Source organism: Mesorhizobium sp. WSM4842 (assembly GCF_055901575.1).
Map to the genome: position 1 here is coordinate 1,551,648 of NZ_CM148372.1, position 24,899 is coordinate 1,576,546.

At 62.5% G+C, this 24,899-nt stretch carries 31 protein-coding genes and 1 pseudogene; 15 read left to right on the plus strand and 17 right to left on the minus strand.

Going from position 1 to position 24,899, the window contains the following annotated elements:
* Nucleotides 1-2: 2 nt before the first annotated feature.
* The 5 genes from AC0NIE_RS07375 to AC0NIE_RS07395 all read left to right on the plus strand — a co-directional run bounded on the left by AC0NIE_RS07375 (nt 3) and on the right by AC0NIE_RS07395 (nt 1,911).
* The gene (locus tag AC0NIE_RS07375; RefSeq protein WP_473486962.1) at nt 3-347 is read left to right on the plus strand and encodes an ArsR/SmtB family transcription factor; all 345 of its coding nucleotides are present in this window, start codon (nt 3-5) and stop codon (nt 345-347) included.
* Between the two features lie 10 nt (nt 348-357).
* Complete coding sequence (locus AC0NIE_RS07380) at nt 358-504, plus strand: hypothetical protein (protein WP_473486961.1); 147 nt, start codon at nt 358-360, stop codon at nt 502-504.
* A gap of 16 nt (nt 505-520) precedes the next feature.
* On the plus strand, nt 521-814 hold the full coding sequence (locus AC0NIE_RS07385; protein WP_473486960.1) for an SRPBCC domain-containing protein: 294 nt from the start codon (nt 521-523) through the stop codon (nt 812-814).
* 44 nt (nt 815-858) lie between these two features.
* Entirely contained in the window at nt 859-1,467 is a 609-nt protein-coding gene (locus AC0NIE_RS07390) for a glutathione S-transferase family protein (RefSeq protein ID WP_473486959.1), read from the plus strand.
* Nucleotides 1,468-1,707: 240 nt separating this feature from the next.
* A complete protein-coding gene (locus AC0NIE_RS07395; RefSeq protein WP_473486958.1) occupies nt 1,708-1,911 on the plus strand; it encodes a hypothetical protein in 204 nt (67 codons plus the stop codon).
* Between the two features lie 143 nt (nt 1,912-2,054).
* Here AC0NIE_RS07395 and AC0NIE_RS07400 read toward each other — a convergent pair whose 3' ends face one another.
* The 3 genes from AC0NIE_RS07400 to AC0NIE_RS07410 all read right to left on the minus strand — a co-directional run bounded on the left by AC0NIE_RS07400 (nt 2,055) and on the right by AC0NIE_RS07410 (nt 3,900).
* Nucleotides 2,055-2,342 (minus strand): ArsR/SmtB family transcription factor, encoded by a 288-nt coding sequence (locus AC0NIE_RS07400; RefSeq protein ID WP_473486957.1) that lies wholly within the window; start codon nt 2,340-2,342, stop codon nt 2,055-2,057.
* Between the two features lie 31 nt (nt 2,343-2,373).
* Entirely contained in the window at nt 2,374-3,621 is a 1,248-nt protein-coding gene (locus tag AC0NIE_RS07405; RefSeq protein WP_095495307.1) for an MFS transporter, read from the minus strand.
* 84 nt (nt 3,622-3,705) lie between these two features.
* Nucleotides 3,706-3,900: a DUF1192 family protein gene (locus AC0NIE_RS07410; protein ID WP_473486956.1), complete on the minus strand. Its 195-nt coding sequence runs from the start codon at nt 3,898-3,900 to the stop codon at nt 3,706-3,708.
* Nucleotides 3,901-4,087: 187 nt separating this feature from the next.
* On the opposite strand from AC0NIE_RS07410, the gene AC0NIE_RS07415 reads away from it, so the two are divergent.
* The gene (locus AC0NIE_RS07415; RefSeq protein WP_473486955.1) at nt 4,088-5,101 is read left to right on the plus strand and encodes an NAD(P)H-quinone oxidoreductase; all 1,014 of its coding nucleotides are present in this window, start codon (nt 4,088-4,090) and stop codon (nt 5,099-5,101) included.
* Between the two features lie 132 nt (nt 5,102-5,233).
* Entirely contained in the window at nt 5,234-5,374 is a 141-nt protein-coding gene (locus tag AC0NIE_RS07420) for a DUF1127 domain-containing protein (RefSeq protein ID WP_065011316.1), read from the plus strand.
* Nucleotides 5,375-5,568: 194 nt separating this feature from the next.
* On the opposite strand, the gene AC0NIE_RS07425 is transcribed toward AC0NIE_RS07420, so the two are convergent.
* On the minus strand, nt 5,569-6,117 hold the full coding sequence (locus AC0NIE_RS07425; RefSeq protein ID WP_473486954.1) for a LysE family transporter: 549 nt from the start codon (nt 6,115-6,117) through the stop codon (nt 5,569-5,571).
* Nucleotides 6,118-6,645: 528 nt separating this feature from the next.
* Between AC0NIE_RS07425 and AC0NIE_RS07430 the strand changes: the two genes are divergently transcribed.
* Nucleotides 6,646-7,341 carry a DUF1013 domain-containing protein gene (locus AC0NIE_RS07430; RefSeq protein ID WP_473486953.1) on the plus strand — a complete coding sequence of 232 codons (696 nt, stop codon included), beginning with the start codon at nt 6,646-6,648 and terminating at the stop codon, nt 7,339-7,341.
* 155 nt (nt 7,342-7,496) lie between these two features.
* Here AC0NIE_RS07430 and AC0NIE_RS07435 read toward each other — a convergent pair whose 3' ends face one another.
* The 5 genes from AC0NIE_RS07435 to AC0NIE_RS07455 form a co-directional block, all read right to left on the minus strand.
* Nucleotides 7,497-8,216 carry a helix-turn-helix transcriptional regulator gene (locus AC0NIE_RS07435; protein ID WP_095487267.1) on the minus strand — a complete coding sequence of 240 codons (720 nt, stop codon included), beginning with the start codon at nt 8,214-8,216 and terminating at the stop codon, nt 7,497-7,499.
* Nucleotides 8,217-8,234: 18 nt separating this feature from the next.
* A complete protein-coding gene (locus AC0NIE_RS07440) occupies nt 8,235-8,645 on the minus strand; it encodes a hypothetical protein (protein ID WP_473486952.1) in 411 nt (136 codons plus the stop codon).
* A gap of 7 nt (nt 8,646-8,652) precedes the next feature.
* Nucleotides 8,653-9,018, minus strand: coding sequence for a VOC family protein (locus AC0NIE_RS07445; RefSeq protein ID WP_473486951.1), 366 nt, complete (start codon nt 9,016-9,018; stop codon nt 8,653-8,655).
* A gap of 63 nt (nt 9,019-9,081) precedes the next feature.
* The gene (locus AC0NIE_RS07450; protein WP_473486950.1) at nt 9,082-9,684 is read right to left on the minus strand and encodes a DJ-1/PfpI family protein; all 603 of its coding nucleotides are present in this window, start codon (nt 9,682-9,684) and stop codon (nt 9,082-9,084) included.
* 84 nt (nt 9,685-9,768) lie between these two features.
* Nucleotides 9,769-9,936 (minus strand): hypothetical protein, encoded by a 168-nt coding sequence (locus AC0NIE_RS07455; RefSeq protein WP_095495301.1) that lies wholly within the window; start codon nt 9,934-9,936, stop codon nt 9,769-9,771.
* Nucleotides 9,937-10,202: 266 nt separating this feature from the next.
* Here AC0NIE_RS07455 and AC0NIE_RS07460 point away from each other — a divergent pair, with 266 nt between their 5' ends.
* Both AC0NIE_RS07460 and AC0NIE_RS07465 read left to right on the plus strand, forming a co-directional pair.
* A complete protein-coding gene (locus tag AC0NIE_RS07460) occupies nt 10,203-11,156 on the plus strand; it encodes a ring-cleaving dioxygenase (RefSeq protein WP_473486949.1) in 954 nt (317 codons plus the stop codon).
* Between the two features lie 45 nt (nt 11,157-11,201).
* Nucleotides 11,202-11,384, plus strand: coding sequence for a hypothetical protein (locus AC0NIE_RS07465; RefSeq protein WP_165848714.1), 183 nt, complete (start codon nt 11,202-11,204; stop codon nt 11,382-11,384).
* Between the two features lie 116 nt (nt 11,385-11,500).
* Here AC0NIE_RS07465 and AC0NIE_RS07470 read toward each other — a convergent pair whose 3' ends face one another.
* The 7 genes from AC0NIE_RS07470 to tkt form a co-directional block, all read right to left on the minus strand.
* Entirely contained in the window at nt 11,501-12,232 is a 732-nt protein-coding gene (locus tag AC0NIE_RS07470) for an SGNH/GDSL hydrolase family protein (RefSeq protein WP_123150201.1), read from the minus strand.
* A 99-nt stretch (nt 12,233-12,331) separates the two neighbouring features.
* Nucleotides 12,332-13,072 carry a DUF899 domain-containing protein gene (locus tag AC0NIE_RS07475; RefSeq protein ID WP_473486995.1) on the minus strand — a complete coding sequence of 247 codons (741 nt, stop codon included), beginning with the start codon at nt 13,070-13,072 and terminating at the stop codon, nt 12,332-12,334.
* Between the two features lie 128 nt (nt 13,073-13,200).
* On the minus strand, nt 13,201-14,226 hold the full coding sequence (locus AC0NIE_RS07480; RefSeq protein WP_473486948.1) for a class I fructose-bisphosphate aldolase: 1,026 nt from the start codon (nt 14,224-14,226) through the stop codon (nt 13,201-13,203).
* 129 nt (nt 14,227-14,355) lie between these two features.
* Nucleotides 14,356-15,552 (minus strand): phosphoglycerate kinase, encoded by a 1,197-nt coding sequence (locus AC0NIE_RS07485; RefSeq protein WP_473486947.1) that lies wholly within the window; start codon nt 15,550-15,552, stop codon nt 14,356-14,358.
* Between the two features lie 109 nt (nt 15,553-15,661).
* A complete protein-coding gene (locus tag AC0NIE_RS07490; RefSeq protein WP_473486946.1) occupies nt 15,662-17,551 on the minus strand; it encodes a potassium/proton antiporter in 1,890 nt (629 codons plus the stop codon).
* 245 nt (nt 17,552-17,796) lie between these two features.
* Nucleotides 17,797-18,807 carry a type I glyceraldehyde-3-phosphate dehydrogenase gene (gene gap, locus AC0NIE_RS07495; RefSeq protein ID WP_473486945.1) on the minus strand — a complete coding sequence of 337 codons (1,011 nt, stop codon included), beginning with the start codon at nt 18,805-18,807 and terminating at the stop codon, nt 17,797-17,799.
* A gap of 154 nt (nt 18,808-18,961) precedes the next feature.
* A complete protein-coding gene (gene tkt / locus AC0NIE_RS07500) occupies nt 18,962-20,953 on the minus strand; it encodes a transketolase (RefSeq protein WP_473486944.1) in 1,992 nt (663 codons plus the stop codon).
* A 306-nt stretch (nt 20,954-21,259) separates the two neighbouring features.
* Here tkt and AC0NIE_RS07505 point away from each other — a divergent pair, with 306 nt between their 5' ends.
* The 4 genes from AC0NIE_RS07505 to AC0NIE_RS07520 all read left to right on the plus strand — a co-directional run bounded on the left by AC0NIE_RS07505 (nt 21,260) and on the right by AC0NIE_RS07520 (nt 23,767).
* A complete protein-coding gene (locus AC0NIE_RS07505; protein ID WP_023797069.1) occupies nt 21,260-21,532 on the plus strand; it encodes a DUF4164 domain-containing protein in 273 nt (90 codons plus the stop codon).
* A gap of 11 nt (nt 21,533-21,543) precedes the next feature.
* Entirely contained in the window at nt 21,544-21,909 is a 366-nt protein-coding gene (locus AC0NIE_RS07510; RefSeq protein WP_095495292.1) for a cell division protein ZapA, read from the plus strand.
* A 175-nt stretch (nt 21,910-22,084) separates the two neighbouring features.
* Nucleotides 22,085-22,744: a peroxiredoxin gene (locus AC0NIE_RS07515; protein WP_258121696.1), complete on the plus strand. Its 660-nt coding sequence runs from the start codon at nt 22,085-22,087 to the stop codon at nt 22,742-22,744.
* Nucleotides 22,745-22,894: 150 nt separating this feature from the next.
* Nucleotides 22,895-23,767: an MBL fold metallo-hydrolase gene (locus tag AC0NIE_RS07520; RefSeq protein WP_473486943.1), complete on the plus strand. Its 873-nt coding sequence runs from the start codon at nt 22,895-22,897 to the stop codon at nt 23,765-23,767.
* A 236-nt stretch (nt 23,768-24,003) separates the two neighbouring features.
* On the opposite strand, the gene AC0NIE_RS07525 is transcribed toward AC0NIE_RS07520, so the two are convergent.
* Entirely contained in the window at nt 24,004-24,411 is a 408-nt protein-coding gene (locus AC0NIE_RS07525; protein ID WP_473486942.1) for a hypothetical protein, read from the minus strand.
* Nucleotides 24,412-24,714: 303 nt separating this feature from the next.
* On the opposite strand from AC0NIE_RS07525, the pseudogene AC0NIE_RS07530 reads away from it, so the two are divergent.
* A pseudogene (locus AC0NIE_RS07530) lies at nt 24,715-24,855 on the plus strand (DUF2274 domain-containing protein); the annotation flags it as partial.
* Between the last annotated feature and the right edge of the window lie 44 nt (nt 24,856-24,899).

Genomic DNA, 24,899 nt, shown 5'->3' on the forward strand with positions numbered 1-24,899 from the left:
CGATGCTGCAGGATACCGCCCAGCTCGACCTGATGTTCCAGGCGCTCGCCGACCCGGCGCGGCGGCACATGGTGGAGCGGCTGTCGTGCGGCCCCGCCTCGGTAAGCCAGTTGGCCGAGCCGCTGGCGATGTCGCTGTCGGCGGTCGTCCAGCACCTGAACGTGCTCGAGGCGAGCGGTCTCGTCCGCACCGAAAAGCTCGGCCGGGTGCGCACCTGCCAGATCGAGCCGAAGGCGCTGAGGACCGCCGAACACTGGATCAACGAACGGCGCCTGGCCTGGGAACAGCGGCTCGACCGACTCGGCGCTTTGCTCGCGGAAACCAAGGACGAAACCGATGGAAACTGAGGAGGCCAGCATGAGCGAACGCTCTGTCGTCCATTCGACCATAGTGCTCGAACGCAGCTACGACGCTTCGCCGGCGCGGGTGTTCGCTGCCTGGTCCGATCCCGCCGCATTGCAGCGCTGGGGCTCGCCCGGCGAGGGGGTGGGAAAGCAGCATTGACTGCTTCGAGTTCCAGGTGGGCGGTATTGCGCTCAGCCGTTTCGGACCCAAGGGCGGCGAGAGTTATGTGAACGAGACGCGCTACCTCGACATCGTGTGCGACCAGCGCATCGTCTCGGCTGGTGGCATGACCAGCAGCGGCCAGCGGTTGTTTGTCGGCCTGCTGACGGTTGAATTCAGTCCAGAAGGCACAGGCTGCCGGCTGGTGATGACCGAGCAAGGCGCCTTTCTTGACGGCCATGATCAGCCCGAAAACCATCAGGCTGGCTGGAGCCAGATGCTCGACAACCTGCGGGTGGAATGCGCGTGAGCGCCGCAGCCTGAGCCAAAGACCAGCAGAATTGGGAGGATAGTATGAAACTCTACTGCGGCATTGGTCCGAATTCCTACCGCGTTCGCATCTTCATGGCTGAGAAAGGCATCGACGTTCCGCGGGTTGAAGTCGACCTGACAAAAGGCGAGCACAAGGCGCCGCAATTCCTTGAGCTCAACTCACTCGGCCAGATTCCCGTGCTCGTGCTCGATGACGGGACGGTGATCACCGAAAGCATCGCCATCTGCCGCTATCTGGAGGCGCTTCATCCAACGCCGGCACTGTTCGGCTCAGACGCGGTCAGCCAAGGCAAGGTCGAGATGTGGAACCGCCGCGCCGAGATCGAGATCTTCGGAACGATCGGCAGCATTGCCCAGCATTCCGACCCCATGTTTGCGGAGCGGCTCGTGCAGTTCCCGGCTTTCGCCGAAACGCAGCGCGAAGCCGTTCCGGCAAAGTGGGCGTGGCTTGACCGCGAGATCGCCGATGGCCGCCCGTTCATCGCCGGCGACCAGTACTCCGTCGCCGACATCACCGCCGCCGTCGCAGCGTGGCTTGGCGCCTTCTTCGGAGCCGACATCCCGGACTCGCTCGTCAATGTCCATCATTGGCTCGACCGTGTTCAGAAACGTCCAAGCTGGAACGCTTAGGCCGATGCCCGACACTGTTTCAATGGGACGATATGCGGCTCAACACCAAGCACCTGAATCCTAAGGAGCTTTCGCCAGGCCGTCAAAAGCAGATCGGACCTGATCAGCAGTTACTTCGCCGCCTACCGGGCCGGCGACCGCAGCGTCATCGAGGCGGCTCTGACAGGCGATTTCACCAGCCCCTATGACGACGCCATCGATCGCGCGACCTACTTCGCGCACTGCTGGCCGAACAGCACGTTGTTCAAGTCGATCGCCGTCGAGAGGATTTGTGAGGACGGCAACGGTGCTTTCGTTCTTTATCGCTGCGAAACGCTCGACGGCAAGGTCTTCCGCAACACCGAATTGCATTCGTTCCAGGACGCTAGGCTGCACAGCGTCGAGGTCTATTTCGGCGCTACCTACAAGGACGGCGTTTTCGTCCCGCAACAACCATTGAGCTAGCTCATCGGCCTGCCGAGGAGGTATGACGGAGCAGTGTGCCTTTCTCGACAGCCATCATGATCTCGGCACCCGCAAGCAAGCATGGCACGGGCGAACTGCTTGACGCGCCTGATGCGCTACTGGCAAAGCTGCGACGGCGCATCTCAGTTTCCGGGCGAGCCAAGCTGCTCTGAATCCCAGAACTGGTCGAGCCAGATGTTGAGCTTCAGGAAGCCGGCATTGCTGACCGTATAGACGCGCCTTGTCCCTTCCGGCTTGGCGTTGACCAGTCCGGCATCGAGCAGCACCTTTAGATGCTGCGAAACAGCCGGGCGCGAGACCGGCAACCCGGCGGCCAGTTCGTTGACGGTCTTCGGGCCGCGCCGGAGCTCTTCCAAAAGATGGCGCCGGTTGGGATCGGCAATCGCCATGAAGGCGTCGGAAAACATCATGCCTTATTTGTGGGGCAAAGTTTTCTAAATCTCAACCGTTGGTTTCAGGCTTTCTGCGCGGATCGAGCCGCAATGCTTCCGGCGTGATCGAGCGCTCGGCCGGTTGCGTCTTGAAGGCGTCGCGGTCTTCGATCGGCACCGGCGCGCGCCGGCTGATGCGCAGCAGCGTATATCCCGCCAGGCAAAGATGCGCGAAGGCCGTCGCAAGGAACAGGCCTTCCGGCCGCATCCAGCCCATCAGGCCGGCGGCCAGCAGCGGCCCGATCATCGTGCCGAAACCATAGAGCAGCAGCAGGCCGCCCGACACCTTGACGAAATCCTCCGCCCGGGCGTGGTCGTTGGCATGGGCAACGGCGATCGAATACAGCGTATAGGCAAAAGCGCCATAGGCGGCGGTGCAGACGATGACGAAGACGCCGGAGCGCGGCTCGAACAGGAAGACCGCGACGGCGAACAGCGCCGCGCCGAAGGCCAGGCCCGCCAGCACAAAGCGGCGGTCGGTCTTGTCGGAGAGACGTCCGGCCGGAAGTTGCATGGCGGCGCCAGCGACGACCACCAGGCTCATCATCAGCGCGATCTCGGCCGTGGAAATGCCGATACGGGCGCCATAGACGGCACCAAGCGTGCCCCAGGCGCCGTTAGCGATGCCGATCAAAACGCAGGCGATCGCCGACACCGGCGAATTGACATAGAGCCCCTTGACGTCGAGCGAGACGTCCTGCAGCGGCTTGGGGTGCGAAGCCGTCGACACTGCGGTCGGAATGAGCGACAGGCAGAACAGGATACCGGTGATCATGAACAGCGAGGCCGACTTCACGTCGCCGCCGGCAACGATCATCTGCCCGCCCATGATCGAGGCATAGGTGACCATCATGTAAAGGCCGAAGACGGTGCCGCGGTTCTCGTTGGTGGACTTCTCGTTCAGCCAGCTTTCGATGACCATGAAGGCGCCGGCCATGGTGAAGCCGGTGAAGGCGCGCAGCAGGATCCAGACATATTCGTCGATGATCAGGCCCGTGAGCAGTGCGACGATGGCTCCCGATGCCGCAAAGGCGCCGAAAGCGCGTACGTGACCGGCGCGACGCACAAGGCGCGGCGCAAAGAAGCAGCCGGTGACGAAGCCGCCGGCCCAGGCCGTGCCCATCAGGCCGAGCGATGCGGTCGAGAAGCCTTCCAACTGGCCGCGCAGCGGCAACAGCAGCCCGTGCAGTCCGGTCGCTGCCAGCAGGAAAGCGGTGCCGCGAAGCAGCGAGAGGATCGGTCGGTAGCTTGCAAACATTTAGCTGATCCGGCTGGAATTTCGGAAGGGTCTGAAGACAGTCGCGTTCGAGCTTTTCGGCGGCGGGCGCTTCGGCTCTGGAAGCTATCCGCGGCGGAACAGCGCCTCGGCCGCTGATTTGGTGGTGCTCTTGGTCTTGAGCTCGGCTTCGAGCCGGGCGATCTCGTCGCGCAAGATGCCGATCCGCTCGGACAGCTCGTCAAGGGAAAGCAGCGACAGATCCTGCCCGATCTCATGCGGGCGGGCTTTCTTTTTGGGTTCGTCGTCGAAGATCGCCATCGTCGCTCCTCGCTCATGCGCAAAAAATTAAACTGCTACCTTTGCGCGTCCAATCGAACGCCCGACGCTGCAGTGGCCATTTGCCTGATTTGGCAATCAGCATACATAGGGCAGGGGCATGGATGCAAATAGTCGGCAAGAAAACCGGCAGCCGGCAAGAAACTGGCAAAGCGAGACGGGAAAATTTATGGCGAGTGGACAGAACACAATTCCGGCGACGATGACGGCCATTGCGATCTCGGAACCCGGCGGACCGCGAGTGCTGAAACCGGAAACGCGCGACGTGCCCGTGCCCGGTCCCGGCGAAATCCTGATCCGGGTGCGCGCTGCCGGTATCAACCGGCCGGATGTGCAGCAGCGCAAGGGCGTCTATCCGCCGCCGCCCGGTGCGTCGGACCTGCCGGGTCTCGAAGCGTCCGGCGAAGTTGCAGCCCTTGGCGACGAGATATCGCGCTGGCGTGTCGGCGACCGGGTCTGCGCGCTGACGCCCGGCGGCGGCTATGCCGAATACGTCAAGGTCCATGCCGGCAGCGTGCTGCCACTACCCGCCGGCTTTACCCACACAGAAGCGGCGGCGGTACCGGAAAACTACTTCACCGTCTGGCATAATGTCTTCGAGCGCGGGGCCTTAAAGAGCGGCGAGACGCTGCTCGTCCATGGCGGCTCGTCCGGGATCGGCACCACGGCGATCCAGCTCGCCTCGGCCTTCGGCGCCTATGTCATCACCACCGCCGGCAGCCAGGAGAAGTGCGACGCCTGCCTGAAGCTCGGCGCCGACCGGGCGATCAACTACCGCGAGGAGGATTTCGTCGCGGCGGTCAAGGACGCGACCGCTGGCCGCGGCGCCAACGTTATCCTCGACATGGTCGGCGGCGACTATGTGGCGCGAAACTATGAGGCCGCGGCGGCGGAAGGCCGCATCGTCCAGATCGCCACGCAGAGCGGAGCGGTGGCAAGCGCCGATTTCTCGAAGATCATGGTCAAGCGGCTCACCCACACCGGCTCGACGTTGCGGCCGCGCACCGTCGAATTCAAGGCGGCAATCGCCGCCGCGCTGGAGGCGCAGGTGTGGCCGCTGCTTGGCACCCGCAAGGTAGCACCCGTCATGGACATGATCTTCCCGCTCAAGGAAGCGTGGCGGGCGCATGAGCGAATGGAGGACGGCGACCATATCGGCAAGATCGTGCTCGATGTCGGCTGACGGTCGGTAAACAAGCTGAACAAAACCTTAATTGTGCAATGCAACAAACGCATTGCGGCCATGCAAAAGCGTCTGTTCAACTTTTCATCAACGATGCCTATTTGAGCGGCATCGAAACGATGGAGGACTACCATGAACCCGATCCGTGCTTTCCGTAACTGGCGCATGTACAATGAAACCGTGCGCGAACTGAACCGCCTGAACGCCCGTCAGCTCAACGACCTCGGCATCAACCGTGGTGACATCGAGAGGATCGCCCGCAAGGCGCTTTGATCTCGAGTGTGATCTCGCCCGAAAGCATCAAGCCGCTTTTTTCGCGAAGTGGTGCTTCGGTCCGAGATCCTGCTTTAGAAGCCAGAGCCGCAGCAGACGGGTTTCCCGTCGCCAGTTCCGAGCCCGCTGGACCCTGTCCGGCGGGTTTTGTCGTTTTGAGGTCCGTCAAGCAGCGGCGGTTGCGTGTACCTGTCTCAATAGCCAAGTGCGGCAAAGCCGAGCGCCACCAGGGCTCCTCCCAGCACGATGTCCGCATGCTTTCGGAAACGACTGTAAAATCGTCGTGTGGCCGGTTGGGAAATGGAAAGGCCGAGAAGACCAAACCAGGCGATCGCAATGGCAAACACCAGTGCGACCACCGACAGGTGAGTTGCCCCACGAGCATTTAAATTCAGCGTGGAGGATGCGAAAAACAGCGCGGTGGCAGGATTTGCCACTGCCGTGACAAAGCCCAGCCGGAAGTATCGAGCGGTTGGAACCGACTCCGGCTCGTTGATGCCGGTCTTGATAGACAGCGCCCGCCGCATCGAATTCCAGCCGATGAAGACCAGCATTGCGCCGTATAGCCTGGCGGCCATCTGGTGTGCGATGCCCCCCGGCGGCAGCGCGCCGGCTCCCGTCGCGACGATCGCCGCCAACGAATTCGCGCCAAGGGCGATACCAGCGGCTGCCGAAAGCGCTGTGGCACGCGAAGCGGTTAGCCCGGCCTGCGCGACGACAGCAAAATTGGCGCCCGGCAGCATTGCCAACAGCGCATAGGAAATGGCGAACGGAAACAACCCCGCCGCGACAGCGTGCGCGGTTTCCAACATCGATCAGCCCACATCGGCGCGGCCTGCTCTCCTGAAGGCAGCCGCTGCCACCGAGGGCAAAATGTGTATGAAACATGTCCCTTCTAACAGTCGGCAAATGCCGACATGAGGACCTCTTTTTTTGCCGGATTATCGGCCGCGCCCGCTGAGCAGCTCGCCTGCCTCCATCATCGAAAGATCGCCGCCTTCCGAACGGCTCAAAACGTCCAGAAACTTCTGCATTCTCGGGTCCTGTAGCCATGCTGTCCGTTTCATCCCCAGCCTTCCATGCGCTGGTGATAAAACCGGACAACTCACGTGCTACCTAATCCGGACAACTCATCTGCTTACGACAGTACCTTCCAAAACCGTTGCGAAACGGCAACGGAGTGGTTATATACGCAGCGAATTTCCCATTTTGGTGGCTCTAAAACCACCGCCCGCGCGGGAACGCGGGCGAACGAGAAGGATATTTTGCAAATGGCCAATATGCTGCTGATGCCCAAGGCGACCGCCGTCTGGCTGGTCGACAACACCGCGCTGTCCTTCGAGCAGATCGCGCAGTTCTGCGGGCTGCATCCGCTCGAGGTCAAGGCTATCGCCGATGGCGAATCGGCGCAAGGCATCAAGGGCATGGACCCGATCATGACCGGCCAGCTGACCCGCGACGAGATCGCACGCGCCGAGAAGGACCCGAACCATCGGCTGAAACTGTCCGATCCCAAGGTGCGGGTGCCGGAATCCAAGCGCAAGGGTCCGCGCTACACGCCGCTGTCCAAGCGCCAGGACCGGCCCAACGCCATCCTCTGGCTGGTGCGCAACCATCCCGAGTTGAAGGACGCGCAGATCGCGCGCCTCGTCGGCACCACCAAGTCGACGATCGACCAGATCCGCGACAGAAAGCATTGGAACTCGGCCAATCTGCAGCCGATGGATCCGGTGACGCTGGGTCTCGCCTCGCAGATCGATCTCGACATGGAAGTCAACCGCGCCTCGCGAGGCCGCGAGCAGGCACAGCCGGCCGGCGACACGCTGCTGCCGGCGGCATTGACCGAGCGCCTGGTGCCGGCGCCGGAGAAGCCAAAGGACGAGGATGCGGAGCTCGACGCCAACGCCGTCTTCGCCAAGCTTTCGGCACTGAAGTCGAAGGACGAGGATAAGGACGACGAGGAGTAGATGCCTGTCTTCTCCCCTTGTGGGAGAAGGTGCCCCGAAGGGGCGGATGAGGGGTGTTTCAGCTTGGCACCAACAACGCTCAAGCTACCACCCCTCAACCGTCTTGGCGCTGCGCGCCAATCCACCTTCTCCCACAAGGGGAGAAGGTAAGAGCGTCAGGTTCGCGCGGCCCGGTCCGGTGCCATGCCGTAGTCTTCGCTGCGCTCCACCGCACGATAGAAATCGGCGAGCTGCTTGCCGCGCTCCGGCTTGAAGACGCGGCCGGCTATGACCACCGAAGCGATGCGGTCGATGCGGAAAGCGCGGAAATCGTCGCGCATCTCGCACCAGGCGACCAGCGTCCACACCTTGCCCCAGAACCACAGGCCCAATGGTCTGATGTCGCGCGCGGTGCTGCGGCCTGCTTCGTCGGAGTAGTCGATGGTCAGCACCTGGCGTTTTTCCACCGCGCGCTCGATCAGGTCGATTGCTTCGCGGGCGGCGTCGCTCACCACCCACATCGGCGTGTGGATCTCGGTGCGGGCGATGCGGTCCTTTTCGGCATCGGGCAGCACGGCGCCGATCTTGACCAGCGCCTCGTCGGCGGCCCGCGCCATCGCAGCGCCGCCAAACGCGCGCACCATGCGGGCACCGGCGACCAGCGCGACGATCTCGTCACGCGTGAACATCAGCGGCGGAAGGTCGAAACCCTCCCTCATCATGTAGCCGACGCCGGCCTCGCCGTCGATCGGCACGCCGGTCGACTGCAGGTCGGCGATGTCGCGGTAGATGGTTCGCTCGGAAACCTCGAGCCACGTGCCCAGCTTCTGGGCGGTGACCAAACGGCCACCGCGCAGATGCTGCACGATCTGGAAGAGCCTGTCGGCGCGGCGCATCGTATGGTCCCTCGGTGTTTATGATTCCAGCCCTTCGCGCTTGCGCTGCGCGGCGACGAATGCCGCACCGAAGGACAATTTCCCTGTTGTCGGCGTCTTTGCATCCAGCACCCGCCAGAACGGCGCGATCTCGCTCAGCGTCATGCTGCGCTCCAGATCCTCGTTGGCGGCCTCGGCGACAGTGCGCAGATGATAGCCGATAGTGACTGGACATGTCACTTCGGCACCGTGCTCGGTGGCGAGCGCGGTGCGCAATGCGCGGACGTCCATGTCCACGCCCTTTGGGATGGAGCGCATGAAATCATCGACCTGCCGTGCCGTCGGCACCAGCATCGGCTGGCCCTCGACGACGTCGCCAACAGTGCGCGCCGACGGCTTTATGCCGTTGGTGCCCGGCGTATTCAGCCTGTCGCTCCAGCTCTTTACCATGCGCCACCTAGACGAAGAGCCCAAAGCTGTTGCCGTCGGGGTCGAGGCAATAGGCGAATGTGCCGGCCGGAATGGAGATCGCCGGCGAGACGACCTGACCGCCGTTCTGCCTCACCCGTTCCATGGCGTCTTCGATTGGTGCGGCAACCGACAGATGGATGGTCGGGCCGGTTCCCGGTGCTGCGGGTTTTCCGGGGTAGACGTGCCCGGATGCCATTCGGTCCTGCGCTGCGAACATGGCCAGCGGGTTCGGGCCGCTCTCCTCCAGGATGAGATCGTTCTGAAGCACCGACCCATAAAAGGCGCGCGCCCGATCCATGTCGGTGACGGGAATCTCGAACCATGCCGACGCTTTTGCAGGGATGATGGCCATGTCTGTCTCCTGATACTGTCTGATACTGTCGCACTATTGCACGCCGCTCCTGACACCATACTGTCAGGAGGCTTCAGCATATTCCCCTTCGGCATACTCCTTGGCGAACAGCGCGCGCATCTGCGCCAAGTCGCCGCTTCTCTGGGGGTAGAGCGTCTTCAAATAGGCAAGAGCGAAAGTGCCGGGCGCCGAACCCGGCGCGGACACGATGCGACCGTCGGCGACGGCATAGGGCACGTCCTGATAGTTCTGGGCGCCGGGGTAACCCGGTTCCTTTTCATTGATCCAGTCACGACCATTGCTGGTGTGTTTGGCCTTCTCGAACAGGCCGGCGCGCGCCAGTGCCAGCGTGCCTGCGCAGATGCCGCCGACCACGCCACGGCGCGCCGCGATTGCCGTCAGCAGTCCGGAGATATCAGGCGGTGCATCGACCCACTGATCGGAGCCGATGACCGCGACGGCGTCGAGATCGGTGTTTTCATCAACCTCGGCGGAGCGGTCGGGCGTCAGCACAAATCCGCATGCCGAGGTCACCGGCTTGCCGTTCGGGGTCAGCGACACCGCGCGTGCACCGAACCACTCGACCGCCGAAGCCGCCAGCAAGCCGTATTCCCAGTCGGCGAAGCGATCGATGAAAAAGACGCCGATGGTCTTCTGTTCGGACATTTCCTGCTCCGTCTTTCGGCGCGCCGGACCTATTATCTGGGCGCTGTAGCGTCGGCATCCAACCGTTGCCGCGAAAAAAGCACCTCAATTGCCGCGGCCGTGGCGGCCTTCGTAATTATCCGGCCAACCGATGTCCTTGCGGATGCTCTGCGGCAACCCATTCATGAAACGCCGGGTGCGGATCTCGTTGCGCATCGTCCGAATCTTGCCGACATAGTGCTGCACACTGCGCAGAATGGTAAAACCGTTCATGGCTGGTCTCCTCTCTTTCGATGGAGACACTATCGCACACCCCTCCTGACAGCAGTCTGTCAGGAGGCTGAGAGGTCTTTGGCGAGCGTGCCAGGTTTTGTCGATTCCGATCCCGCCTGCGCGAGAGAAGCAGGCTTTTTCGTCGCTCTGCGGGTTAAGTCGTTCAGCTTGCAGCGACGGACTGTCGGAATTCGCAATCCTTCTGCGATAGGGACGGCGTTCTGATATTGAAGGAGAAAAATTTTCCAGAGATCAGGGAGACGACCATGGGCCTGCAACTGACGGGAATCCACCATCTAACCGCTATCACCGCGAACGCGCCGGGAAACCTTCGTTTCTACACTGGCACTTTGGGGCTGCGGCTAGTCAAGAAGACGGTCAATCAGGACGACACGTCAGCCTATCACCTTTTCTATGCCGACGCCGAGGCGACGCCTGGCACCGATCTTACCTTCTTCGATTGGCCGGTCGGACGCGAACGGCGCGGCACCAACAGCATCGTGCGGACCAGCCTGAGGGTCGCCAGCCCGGAAAGCCTTGCCTGGTGGAAGGAGCGCCTGGCCGGCGAGACCGTCGCGACGGGAGAGATCGGCGATGTTGGCGGCTACCCGTCGCTGGATTTAGAAGACCCAGAAGGCCAGCGCCTGCGTCTCGTCAGCGATGGCGGCAAGGGCGACAGTCATCCCTGGGCTCAAAGCCCGGTCCCAGTCGAGCACCAGATACGCGGGCTCGGGCCTATCGTCATCAGCGTTCCCGATATCACCAACACTGAAGCGGTGCTGACCAGGGTGATGAACATGCGCAAGGCGCGGGACCATGCCTCGCCAGACGGCGAGGGTCAGGTTCATGTCTTCGAAATGGGAGAAGGCGGGCCGGCGGCGGAGCTTCATGTCGCGGTGCAGCCGGGCTTTGCGCCGGCACGGCAAGGCGCCGGTGCGGTCCACCACGTCGCATTCAGGGCGCCGGACCAGGAGACCTTGCATCAATGGACCGCACGGCTGGCCGAATTCCGCCTACCGTCGAGCGGCGAGGTCGAACGATACTACTTCCGCTCGCTCTATTTCCGCGAGCCAAACGGCATATTGTTCGAAATCGCCACCGACGGCCCCGGGTTCACGGCCGACGAGCCGCTGGAAACGCTGGGCGAAAGGCTGGCCTTGCCGCCGTTCCTCGAACCGAACCGGGCTGCGATCGAGGCCGGCCTCAAGCCGCTGGCATAGCAACGCTTTCGTGAGCGAGCGAAAGGAGCGCTTTGACAGCCGACCGTGATGCTGGTCAAAGGCGGCATGTCGAAACTCCTCGCGCTCGTTATCATTGCCATGATGGTCATCCAGCTGATCAAGCCGCTCGGCTGGCCAGGGCTGAAGCGGCGCAGCGATTTCTGGAAGCTGGCGGTATTGGCGATGGCGGCGATTTCGATAACAGCGGCGCTGGGGCATTGGACCTAAAGCGCGTCGCGTTCGACCGACATCACGCGACGCGCTTTAGGTTGTTGTTTTATGCATGTCGTTTTCGCAAAACCGCTGCACACTTTTGCGCGACATGCATTAGGGCTGGCGGCCCGCTATGCGAGGCGTGGTTCCTTGGCCAGCACCAAGTCGACGAGATGTTCCGCCCAGGCTCGGTAGCCGGCTTCCGAGGCATGAAATCCGTCGGAGGCAAAACCGGCTTCGGCGTCGGTGATCGGCAGGCGCGGCGCCGGCACGGCGCCGCGTTCGAGGCAGAGGCGCTCGCCCATCCGGTTCATCTCGGCGGCGCGGATCTCCAGGATTTTTCCGAGCAGCGGCGGCATTGCCGGTGCCCGGGTGAATTCCAGCACTGGCGACCACACCACGCGCGCCTCCGGCCATTTGGCGCGCAGCGCGTAGAGCAGGCCGCCAAAATCGCTCTTGAAGCGTGGCACCGAGTGAAAGTTCTTGGTGTCGTTGGTGCCGATGGCGAGCACGATATGCGTCCAAGGATCGGCCGACAGATTGGGCAGCACATGGTCGCGGATCTGGCCTGAGGTCGCCGAGTTGAAGCCGGCTGCCCGCCAGCGCACCGCACGGCCAGTGCGTTTCGAGATCAGCTCGGCCAGTTGCGCGGCCAGCCCGTACTCGGAATTGCCGATGCCGACCGAAGCGGCGGAAGAATCGCCAAGCATCAGAAGCGAGACCGCCGGCGCCTGGCCTGATATCTCGTGCATGACCGGACCTTGCGCCGGCAGCATGCGAGTGGTGCGGCGGCGCACGCCGAGCCCCTGCCAGACATAGACCGGAAAGGCGAGCCAGGTGAGGAGGGCTAGAAAGCGCTGCATCGCAAACCGTTAATGGGGCAAGTCCGTTTAAGGGCATAGCGAGCAGCACTTAGCGCATATCGGGCCAAAGGCGAAAGACCTTGCGTCGGCTGCCGGTCGTCAATGACAACAGGCGTCCTGCATTTCGGACCTGTCTGCATATTCGTCGTGCAGCCGCACCCAGTCCATCAGGCTGTGGTGGGGACCGGTCTCGTTGCGGCCCTTCGGCGTCAGGTCGAGATAGTGATAAGCGCCGATCAGCGGATCGCCGCCCCTGGAGCGCGACATGAAGGTCAGGAAGATGTCGCCGTTCTCATCGCTGTAGAACACGCTGGTGCCGGGAAGGTCCTTCGATTTCAGCGCCCGCTGCTCGAAATTGTAGATCGTGTCGCCGGATGCGATCTGCTCGTCGGTGAAGGAAACCTGCATGTCGAAGTTGAAGTCCGAGGCGTAGGACGACACCCAGTCGAATTTCCAGCCCATGCGCTGTTTGTAGGGCAGGAACTCGGCCAACGGCGCCCGCGAGATCACGACCCGCGACACATCGTGGTGCTTGAGGTGCTGATTGGCGCCGTCGATGTGGTCGGCGAGGAAGGAACACCCTTCGCAACGGTAGTCGGCGCCCGGCCCGAACATGAAGTGGTAGACGATCAGCTGGCTTGCGCCGGCGAATAGTTCGGCCAGTTTCTTCGGCCCTTGTTCGGTCTCGAAGACATAGTCCTTCCGGATCTTAAACCAAGGCAATTCCCGCCGTTCGGCAGCGATGCGGTCGCGAAATCGCGTCAATTCCTTCTCGCGCGCCAGATGCGCCTTGTGTGCCTGGAACCAGTCTTCCCGTGAAACGATCTTGTTGTTTGGCATCATCCTGCTCCTCTTTGAGCCCTAAGGACGTTTGGGTTCAACGCGAGCCGACACGGCCGTCGCGTTTTTTGGGAGCATATGGAACCCGGGCAGATGGCCCGGGTTCGGCTGAGGTAGAAAAAATCCGGTCAGGCGGCCTGTTCCAGTTCCGGCTGCCATTTTCCAAGCGCGGCCAGATGGTTCATGTGGGCGCGGTGGGCGAAGGCGGCCTGGGCAGCGGCGACGTTGGCCGCCTTGCCGCTCCACGCCTTCTGTGGCGCCGCCTGCAAGGCTCGGCCGTAGGAGAAAGTCAGCTTCCATGGATGCGGGCCGATGGCGTTGATGGCATTGAGGTTGGCGGTCGCCTCCTCGTCCGATTGCCCGCCGGAGAGAAAGGCGATGCCCCCAATCGCGGCCGGCACCGTTTCGCGGAACAGTTTTATGGTCTTTTCGGCGACTTCCTCGGGGCTGCTGGTCTTGCCCGACTTCTTGCCGGCGAGAACCATGTTCGGCTTCAGGATAGTGCCTTCGAGGACGACGCGGGCCGCGTAGAGTTCGGTGTAGAGTTTTGTCAGCGTTGCCTTGCTGATCTCGTAGCAGGTGCCGATGTCATGGGCGCCGTCCATCAGCACCTCCGGCTCGACGACCGGCACGATGCCGGCCTCCTGGCAAAGCGCCGCATAGCGGGCGAGCGCATGGGCGTTCGAGCCGATCGACGTGGCGGAAGGCACGCCTTTGGCGACGTCGATGTCGATCACCGCACGCCATTTGGCGAAACGGGCGCCGAGCTTGTAATAGTCGGCGAGCCGCTCGCGCAAGCCGTCGAGGCCTTCGGTGATCGTATCGCCGGGGTACCCAGCCAGAGGCTTGGCGCCGGCATCGACCTTTATGCCTGGGATGGCGCCGGTCGCCTTGATGATGTCGACGAGCGGCGTGCCGTCCGCGGCCTTCTGGCGGATGGTCTCGTCATAGAGGATGACGCCGGAAATGTATCTGGTCATCGCCTCCTTGGCGCGGAACATCATCTCGCGATAGTCGCGGCGGCTGTCGGCGGTCGATTCGACGCCGATCACGTCGAAGCGCTTCTTGATGGTGCCGGAGCTTTCGTCGGCGGCCAAAAGACCCTTGCCGTCGGCCACCATCGCGGCGGCAATGTCCTCGAGACGTTCGCTCATTGTGCATCCTCCTGAAACAGTTGTTCCAAGCTAGCAGACCACTAGTGCAAGGCAGGTTCAAGTCGAACCATTCCGAGTGGAAAACTCGAATCGATTGAAACGCGCAAACGCCCTCGTTCGCCTCTCGCCTCAGCGCTTCAGCACATCGACACCGGGCAGCGGCTTGCCCTCCATCCATTCCAGAAAGGCGCCGCCGGCGGTTGAGACGTAGGTGAAGTCGTCGGCGACGCCGGCATGGTTGAGTGCTGCCACCGTGTCGCCGCCGCCGGCGACCGAGATCAATTTGCCGGCCTTGGTGCGGGCCGCGGCGTGCTTGGCTGCCGCCACCGTCGCCCGGTCGAACGGCTCGATCTCGAAGGCGCCGAGCGGACCGTTCCAGACCAGCGTCGCGCCGCGGTCGATCCAGTCGGCAACGGTCTTCACGGTCTTTTCGCCGACATCGAGGATCATGGTGTCGGCCGGCACCTCTGATATGGCGACGGTTTCGCTGGCGGCGCCCGCCTTGAATTCCCTGGCGACGACACCGTCGATCGGCAGGATGACGGCGCAGCCGGCTTCGGCCGCCTCGATCATGATCTGCTTGGCGGTGTTGGCGAGGTCGTGCTCGCACAGCGACTTTCCGACATCGGTCCCCCGCGCGGCCAGGAAGGTGTTGGCCATGCCGCCGCCGATGACCAGCGCGTCGACCTTCTTCACCAGATTCATCAGCAGGTCGATCTTGCTCGAGACTTTGGCGCCGCCAACGATCGCGACGACAGGGCGCGCGGGATTGCCGAGGCCCTTTTCCAGGGCGTCGAGTTCGGCCTGCATGGTACGGCCGGCGAAAGCCGGCAGCAGGTGCGCAAGCCCTTCCGTCGACGAATGGGCGCGGTGGGCAGCGGAAAAGGCGTCGTTGATGAAGATGTCGCCATTGGCGGCGAGCTTTTCGGTGAAGTCCGGGTCGTTCTTCTCCTCGCCCTTGTAGAAGCGGGTGTTCTCGAGCAGCAGCACGTCGCCGTTGTTCATGGCGGCGACGGCGCTCGCCGCTGCGTCGCCGATGCAATCGGCCGCGAAGCCGACAGGGCGGCCGAGCACCTCCGCGGTCGCCTTGGCGATCGGCTCAAGCGAGAATTCGGGCGACGGTCCATCCTTGGGCCGGCCGAAATGGGCAAGCAGGATGACCTTGGCGCCCTTGCCGGAAAGCTCGGCGATGGTCGGCGCGATGCGCTCGATGCGGGTGGCGTCGGTGACCTTGCCGTCGGCGACAGGAACGTTGAGGTCGACGCGCACCAGCACGCGCTTGCCATCGATATTGCCAATGTCGTCCAGTGTCTTGAAGCCGGCCATGCTGTTCCCTTTCGCAAAAAACGCCGGGACATTAACCCGCACCAACGACGATGCAAGACCTGCAATGGTGCTACGCGGAAAATATGACCACGGCTTGTGTCGGAAGCCGTCAGCCCCCGTCGGTTGCTTTTTCCACCACTGGCTCTGGAGACGGTTCCGCGTCCGCCGGCGCCTCTGCACTCCGCTTTTTGATCCGCTTGCGCCAATTGCGCACAAAGGCAACGATGCGGTCGGCGATCTCGCCGGCACTCAGGAACACCGGCACCCGTGCCACCGGCGCGGTCGGCTCGAGGGAAAGACCGAGACCAGTAATCTTGCCCTTGTCGTCGACGTCGCGGACGATCAGCTCGATCGGACCAATCAGCACGCGGTCGGCATATTCGGCATGGCCGCCGAGCCGCTCCGTCACAAGGTCACCGACGGTCAGCTTGCGTTCCTCCTCGGTCAGGCCCGGCGCGTAAGCGGCTTCCAGTTCCGCGGCGGAGCGCGCCGGATCGACGGCGAAGGCGCCGAAGAAGTCCGCATCCTCGGGATCGACCACGGCGCGGCTGGCGAACAGCTTGTCGAGCAGGGCTGGATAGCGATCCGGCACGAAGATGTAGACATGGTCGCCGGCGGCGAGCCTGCCCATGTCCTGGAAGCGCATCGAGCGTCCGTCACGCAGCACCAGCGACGGTCGCGCCCAGCGCGGAATGCGCTCACCGCGCGCCACCGGGCTGCCAGGTGCTACGCGGTAGGCGAGCAGTTCGTGATGGGCGGAGCCCGGCAATTCGAGTTCGACCTTGTCCAACGGACCCAGGCGGGCCGGCACGATCAGGCCGAGGCGGCGCGCCAGCGGTCCGACAGTCCATCCCTGGATGACCAGCGACACCAGCACGACGATGAAGGCGGTGTTGAAGATGAGGCGGCCGTTCTCAAGGCCGCCAAGCAGCGGCGTGATGGCGAGCAGGATCGACACGGCGCCACGCAGGCCCACCCATGAGACGAAGGCGACTTCCGGGCGCGGCAGACGGAACGGCATCAGGCAAAGCCAGACGGCGATCGGCCGTGCCACGAATATCAGGAACAGGCCCAGCAGCACCGCCGGCAGCAGGATCGCCGGAAATTGCGAGGGCGTCGCGAACAGGCCGAGGATCAGGAACATGATGATCTGTGCCAGCCACGACATGCCGTCCTGGAAGCGCTTGAGGATGGTGACGGCGCGGATGTCGGAATTGCCGGCAATGAGGCCGGCAAGATAGACCGCCAGAAACCCGGAGCCGCCAATGGCGCCGGCAGCGGCGAACACCATCAGCGATAGCGTCAGCACGAAGATCGGCAGCAGCCCGTGGTCGAGATTGAGCCGGTCGACAAGCCGCACGATGGCGAGGCCGCCGAAAATGCCGACAATGGCGCCAAGCCCCATGTTGAGAAGGAAGCCGAGTACGAGGTCGGTAACCAGCACCCTGGCCTCGGGATTGGCGTTGGCGGCGATGATCTCGACCAGGCTGATGGTCAGGAAGATGGCGATCGGATCATTGGTGCCGGATTCCACCTCGAGCGTGGAACGCACGCGTTCGCGCAAATTGATCTCGCCGGCGCGCAACAGGAAGAACACGGCTGCCGCGTCGGTCGACGCGACAGCGGCCCCGAGCAGGAAGGATTCCAGCCAGCTGAGATCGAGCAGATAGTGGGCGACGACGCCGAACAGGCCAGTGGTCAAAAGGACGCCGATAGTCGCCAGCGACAGTGCCGGTCCGGCCGCCTGCCGCAAAGCGTTGAGCGGCGTGCCGAAACCGGAATCGAACAGGATGACCGCCAGGGCCAGTGAGCCGGCAAAATAAGCCAGCCGCGCATTGTCGAACTGGATGCCGAGGCCGTCGGTTCCCGTGGCCAGGCCAATGCAGAGAAACAGCAGCAAGAGAGGGGCGCCGAAGCGGAAGGCGATCAGGCTCGAAAACGCGGCGGCGACGACCAGTGCGGCGCCGACCAGTGTCACGAGATAGATCGCATGCTCCATCCGCCAATCGCCCCTCGAATTCGTGTTCCTCTCGCTTTACGGCAGAGTGAGGCGAAGACATGACCGGTGCAAGGCGGGAGGGTGGTTTTTTGCCCTATGTGCTGAGTGTTTTGGCGCTCAAGGCGCGGTCTTGCCAATCAATCCGTCAGAGCGCCGTTTGCGCATCCAAAAGGGCGCTGGGCGCTCTCATGAAAACGCCCGGACAGAGCCGGGCGCTTTCAAGTCGCAAGAAGATGGTTCTGCGATCAGGCGATGGTCTTGCCGAACGCGACGGCGGTGTCGGCCATGCGGTTGGAAAAACCCCATTCATTGTCGTACCAGGACAGCACCGAAACGAAGTTGCCGTCCATGACCTTGGTCTGGTCGAGCGCCATGATCGAGGAATGCGGATCGTGGTTGAAGTCGATCGATACGTTCGGGTGATGGGTGACGGCGAGAATGCCCTTCAGCTTGTCGTTGGAGGCGGCGATCACCGCCTCGTTGATCTCCTGTACGGTCGTCGGCCGCTTGGCGATGAACTTGAAATCGACGACCGAGACGTTCGGCGTCGGTACGCGGATGGAGATGCCGTCGAGCTTGCCCTTGAGGTCGGGCAGCACCAGGCCGATCGCCTTGGCCGCGCCGGTCGAGGTCGGGATCTGCGACAGGGCCGCGGCGCGGGCGCGGTAGAGATCCTTATGCATGGTGTCCAGCGTCGGCTGGTCGCCGGTGTAGGAGTGGATCGTCGTCATCATGCCCTTCTCGATGCCGACGGCCTCATGCAGCACGGCTGCCAGCGGCGCTAGGCAGTTGGTGGTGCAGGAGGCGTTCGAGATGACGATGTGGTCCTTGGTCAGCTTGTCATGGTTGATGCCATAAACGACGGTGAGATCGGCGCCCTCCGCAGGCGCCGAGACGAGGACGCGCTTGGCGCCGGCGGTCAGATGCGCCGCGGCCTTGTCGCGGGCGGTGAAGATGCCGGTGCATTCGAGCGCGATGTCGATGCCGAGCTCCTTCCACGGCAACTGCGTCGGGTCCTTGATCGCGGTGACCTTGAATTTTTCGGTGCCGACGGTGATCTGGTCACCGTCAACCGTCACTTCATGCGGGAAGCGGCCATGCACGCTGTCGAAGCGCAGCAGATGCGCGTTGGTCTCGACCGGGCCGAGGTCGTTGACGGCGACGACGTCGATGTCCTTGCGGCCGGATTCGTGGATGGCGCGCAGGATGTTGCGGCCGATGCGGCCGAATCCATTGATGGCAACTCTGACGGTCATTTTTCTCTCCCTGGGAGTTGGAGGCCGAAGATCAAGTCCGCAGCTTCATAACGGCGGGCTGTCAAAGAATCCAGCCGTCGATGAGTTGGATTTAAGTCCACCAGACGGAGGCTGCCCGCAAAACCGCTATGCGCGGTCTCGCGGGTGTCTGGCTTTACTCGCCGTGCAGGCGGGCTTCCGCCGCCTTCACCGTCGCTTCCGCGGTGATGCCGAAATGCGGATAGAGCTGTTCGATCGTGCCAGACGCGCCGAAGCCGGTCATGCCGATGAAGATGCCGTCGGTGCCGATGAAATGATCCCAGCCCTGACGGATGCCGGCTTCGATGGCGATCTTGATCGGCGCGTTGCCGATCGTCTTGTTGCGATAGTCGGCGCTCTGCTTGTCGAACAATTCGAAGCAGGGGACAGAGACGACGCGGGTCGGATGGCCGTGCTTCTCCAATGCCTCGCGCGCCGCCAGCGCAATCTCGACCTCGGAACCCGAAGCGAAGATCGTCACCGCCGCATCGCCACTGGCGGCGGCCAGCTCATAGGCGCCCTGGCGGCTGAGGTTTTCCGCAACGAAGTCGTTGCGCACCGCCGGCAGGTTCTGCCGGGTCAGCGCCAGCGTCGAAGGCGTCTTTTCCTGTTCGATGGCCAGTTGCCAGCATTCGGCGGTCTCGACCGCGTCCGCCGGGCGGAAGACATTGTGGTTCGGAATGGCGCGCAGTGCGGCCAGATGCTCCACCGGCTGATGGGTCGGGCCGTCTTCGCCGAGACCGATGGAATCATGGGTCATGACGAAGATCGAGCGGATGCCCATCAGCGAGGCGAGCCGCATCGACGGACGGGCGTAGTCGGAAAAGCACATGAAGGTGCCGCCATAGGCGATGATGCCGCCATGCAGCGTCAGTCCGTTGAGCGCGGCAGCCATGCCGTGCTCGCGGACGCCATAGTGAACGTAGCGCTGGTCGTAATCGTCTGATGTGATGTTCTTGGTCTGGCTGGTCTTGGTGTTGTTGGAGCCGGTCAGGTCGGCTGAGCCGCCGATGGTTTCCGGCACCGCGCCGTTGATGATTTCGAGCGCCATTTCCGACGATTTGCGGGTGGCGACCTTCGGTTTGTCAGCGGCGAGCTTCTTCTTGTAATCAGTGATGACGGCGTCGAAATTCGCCGGCAGCGTGCCACTGATGCGACGCTCGAATTCGCTGCGCAATTGGGCGTCGGCCTTGGCAAGGCGGCCTTCCCAGTCGGTGCGTGCCTTGATGCCCGTCTTGCCGGCGTCGCGCCAGGCATCGAGGATATCGGCAGGAAGCTCGAAAGGCGGATAATCCCAACCGAAGAATTTTCTCGCGCCGGCGATTTCCTCAGCGCCGAGCGGCGAACCGTGCGCCTTGTTGGTGCCGGCCTTGGTCGGCGCGCCGAAGCCGATCGTCGTCTTGCAGGCGATCATCGTCGGCTTGTCGGAATGGCGGGCCGCCTCGATGGCATAGGCGATCGCTTCCGGATCCTGGCCGTCGATGTGGCTGGCGTTCCAGCCGGATGCCTGGAAGCGGGCAACCTGATCGGTGTTGTCGGCCAGCGACACCGGGCCGTCGATCGAGATGTTGTTGTTGTCCCAAAAGACGATCAGCTTGTTCAGCTTGAGATGCCCGGCAAGTGCGATGGCCTCCTGGGAAACACCCTCCATCAGGCAGCCGTCGCCGGCCAGCACATAGGTGTAGTGGTCGACGAGGTCGTTGCCGAAGGCGGCATTCATGATGCGCTCGCCGAGTGCGAAGCCGACCGAATTGGCGAGGCCCTGGCCGAGCGGGCCGGTCGTCGTCTCGATGCCGGCGGCATGGCCAAATTCGGGATGGCCTGCCGTCCTCGACCCCACTTGCCGAAAATGCTTGATCTGGTCGAGGGTGATGTCCTCGTAGCCGGTCAGATAAAGCAGCGAATAGAGCAGCATCGAACCGTGGCCGGCCGACAGGATGAAACGGTCGCGATCGGGCCAATGCGGGTTCTTCGGATCGTATTTCAGGAAACGCGTGAACAGCACCGTGGCAATGTCGGCGCAGCCCATGGGCAGGCCGGGGTGGCCGGACTGGGCCTTCTCGACGGCGTCCATGGAAAGAAAACGGATCGCATTGGCCATCCGGTCATGTCGTTCACGCGAGGTCATGCTTCCTCCAGTGTGGGGGTTTGGGGCCTTGTGAGAGCCCTGGAAAAGGGTGCGCGACACATAGCAGGCGCGGCTTTTTAGTCAACAAACCGGCGCGCTTTTGCCGATCTTGTTAGTCAATAAACCGGCGCTTTTGCCGGTCTTTGTGATGGCCCCAGAAGGGCCTTGGGGGCTCTACATTAGCGTTAGCAGGGGACAGTCGCGAGAGCTTTGTTGACGTTGGCTTCACACGGCGGGTAATGTTTCAGACATAACGCGTTCTGAACGTGGATGATTCGGTGATGGGCAGGGCGCAGGACGAAAGCCATGACCGGGGAAACGACACTCAAGGAAGTTATCGCCAGGCTGGGTAAGGCCATCGAGGGGCTGGAAAATGCCGTCGCGGCCAAGCTCGAGCACGAGCGCGATTATACGGAAGCCGAGGCGGAGGTGCAGCGCATGAACGCCGACCGCTCGCGGCTGGCGCAGGAACTCGACAATTCCGAAGCGCGCGCCGAACGGCTGGAAGACGCCAACAAGGAAGTGTCGCGTCGGCTGGTGACCGCCATGGAAACCATCCGCGCCGTGTTGGACAGATAGGGGCTGGCCCAATGGCACAAGTCACGGTTTCCATCGACGGCAAGCAGTATCGCATGGCTTGCGACGAGGGCCAGGAAGAACATCTGATCGATCTTGCCGAGCGCTTCGACCGCTATGTCTCGCATCTGAAGGATTCTTTCGGCGAGATCGGCGACCAGCGGCTGACCGTGATGGCCGGCATCATGGTCATGGACGAGCTTTCGGAATTGCAAAAACGCGTCAAGGGCATGGAAAGCGAAGTGCTGACGCTGCGCAAGACGCGTGACGATGCGCTGACCAAGGCCGATAAGAACGATTCCGTGCTGACCCAAGCGCTTGGCGCGCTCGCCCAGCGCATGGAAGACCTGGCGACGACGCTGGCGGTGAACAAGGGCTGAGCCAGCGCAGCGGAAATTCTTGCTGCCTTTGCCGAGAAGCAATGAAAATATTTTCGCAGTCGGCCTTGATGCCGGCGCAACAGGCGTTTGAAGGATGACGCCGGAGTGGTAGAAAGGCAAAAGCAGCGCCGGTCAGTGCCGGCTGCAATCTGCACTCACAGGGTAGGGACACGTCATGAGCCTCCGTATCAACGATACCGCGCCGGATTTCACGGCCGAAACCACGCAAGGGACGATCAGCTTCCACGACTGGATCGGTGACGGCTGGGCGGTGCTTTTCAGCCATCCGAAGAATTTCACGCCGGTCTGCACGACCGAACTCGGCACGATGGCCGGCCTGGAAGGCGAGTTCAAGAAGCGCAACGTCAAGATCATCGGCATTTCCGTCGACCCGGTCGAAAGCCATGGCAAATGGCAGGATGATATCAAGAAGGCGACCGGCCAATCGGTGAACTATCCGCTGATCGGCGACAAGGATCTCAAGGTCGCCAAGCTTTACGAGATGCTGCCGGCCGGCGCCGGCGAAACCTCGGAAGGGCGCACGCCCGCCGACAACGCGACGGTGCGATCGGTCTACGTCATCGGCCCCGACAAGAAGATCAAGCTGGTTCTCACCTATCCGATGACCACCGGCCGCAACTTCGATGAGATCCTGCGCGCGATCGATTCCATACAGTTGACCGCCAAGCACCAGGTGGCGACGCCGGCGAACTGGAAGCAGGGCGAAGACGTCATCATCACCGCCGCTGTTTCCAATGAGGACGCGATCAAGCGTTTCGGTGCCTACGAGACGATCCTGCCGTATCTCCGGAAGACCAAGCAGCCCTCCGCCTGAGCGGCCAGGGCGGCACGGAAGGATTTTCGGCCTTTTTGCTTCGGCGAAGCATGCGGTGCTTGACGGCGTGGCGCTGGCGAATGACCATGCTCTTCTTTTACCCCGGCAGGGAAAACCATTCCTGCCGGGTGGGAGTTGAGGGAGCCGGGATTGGACGCGACATCGGCCAAGCTGCAGGTGGCAGGCTTTTACGACAAGCCGAGCGGGTCCATCCAGTATGTCGTCGCCGACCCGCAGACGCGACGATGCGCAATCATTGATCCGGTCCTCGATTTCGACGAGAAGTCCGGCGCCACGGCGACGAAAAATGCCGACGCTCTGCTCGATTTCATCAGGGAAAACGGGCTGGAGGTCGAGTGGATCCTCGACACGCACCCGCATGCGGACCATTTCTCGGCGGCCCACTATCTCAGCACGAAGACAGGAGCGCCCACCGCGATCGGCGAGAAGGTCGTCGGCGTCCAGAAATTGTGGAAGGCGATCTACAACTGGCCGGATTTTCCTGCCGACGGATCCCAGTGGAACAGGCTGTTTGCCGATGGCGAGACCTTTTCGGTCGGCGCCATTCCGGCAAAGGTGCTTTTTTCGCCAGGCCACACGCTGGCCTCGATCACCTATGTGATCGGCGACGCCGCTTTCATCCATGATACGCTGTTCATGCCGGACAGCGGCACGGCGAGAGCGGACTTTCCCGGCGGCAGTGCCGCGCAACTCTGGCGTTCGATCCAGGATATCCTCGCGCTGCCGGACGAGACACGTCTTTTCGTCGGCCATGACTACCAGACGGAAGGACGCGAACCCTTGTGGGAGAGCACGGTCGCGGAGCAGAAATCCAAGAACACCCATGCTGCCGGCTGCAGGACAGAGGCCGATTTCGTGGCGTTGCGCGAGGCGCGCGACAGGACGCTGCCGATGCCGAGGCTGATCCTGCATGCGCTGCAGGTCAACATGAACGGCGGGCGCTTGCCGGAACCGGAATCCAACGGTCGCCGCTATCTGAAGTTTCCGCTCGATTGCCTGTGATCAGATGGGTCGCTGGCACTACAACTCTAATTCAAACTCGGCGCCGCCCCTCATCGCCCTGCCGGGCACTTCTCCCCGCAAAGTGACCGGGAGAAGGACGCTTTCACTGACGATTTCGCTAATTTTCGACGTTGCAAGAAAGAGTGGCGGCGGTGCGATCTGCCTCTTCTCCCCGTCACTATACGGGGAGAAGATGGCGGCAGCCGGATGAGGGGCAGCGCAGGCGCCAGCTAGCTTCAGGGATTTGTTCGGCGGACTAAATGTTCATACGTGATTTGCCAAGGGTCGCTCTCGGAAGATCTTTCCTCGCCGATCCAGTGGAAGCTGTTGGCAGTGATCTCGGTGAAACGCCATCGAGTTTTCAGACCGCGCGAGTCAGTGCCGAGTTGGACAATGTCCTTACCCTCGGCCCGCCCGATCTGGCGCGAGTGATCTCGGTTGAGCGGGTCGTTCCATATGATGTGCCAGCCATCGATCCCAGGATCGAAGATGCGCAAAGTCGTGCCATACATCGTGGACAGCGCAGGGCGCTTGGGCCTAATCCAGACGTCCTGAATCGCGCGGCCTTCGAGCACCCAGCCAAAATGGCATTCTCCATTCCACTTCTGGATTGTGCCGTCGTCGAGGTAGTGGACCGTGTCCATTTCCCAGCTTCCAATTAGCCATCCATACAGGTCCATGTCTTTCGCTCGGTCGGCTGGGGGACCTTCGGATCCGAGAGCGGTGAGAAACGGAGAAATCGTCATCGTCATACTGCCTTTGGTTTCCAAATAGGCGAGCTCAACTGCCCAGCGCAGTCCCGGCGGCCCTTTGTCGCGCCCGCTTGCCGCAAGCGCCGCCTTGTGAAATTCCGCGACGGAAGCCCGTGTCGGCGCCGGAACATTGCCGCCACAATTTGCAGCGTTGCGGTTTCCAGGGCTTGGGGAAAATTGCTATAATGCCGCTATGAGCCGGCCAGGCTGATCACACCGATGATTGAGCGGTTTATGGCGACGGATCGGGCGTTCGCGAAGGCGCGGCGGAACCGGCAGCCCTGGCTAGAATATGACACCAAGCGACAGTTCTTCCGGTGGTCCGAGGACCCATAAAAAAGGCGGCGCCAGTTACCTGACGCCGCCGTTATTTGTTTCCG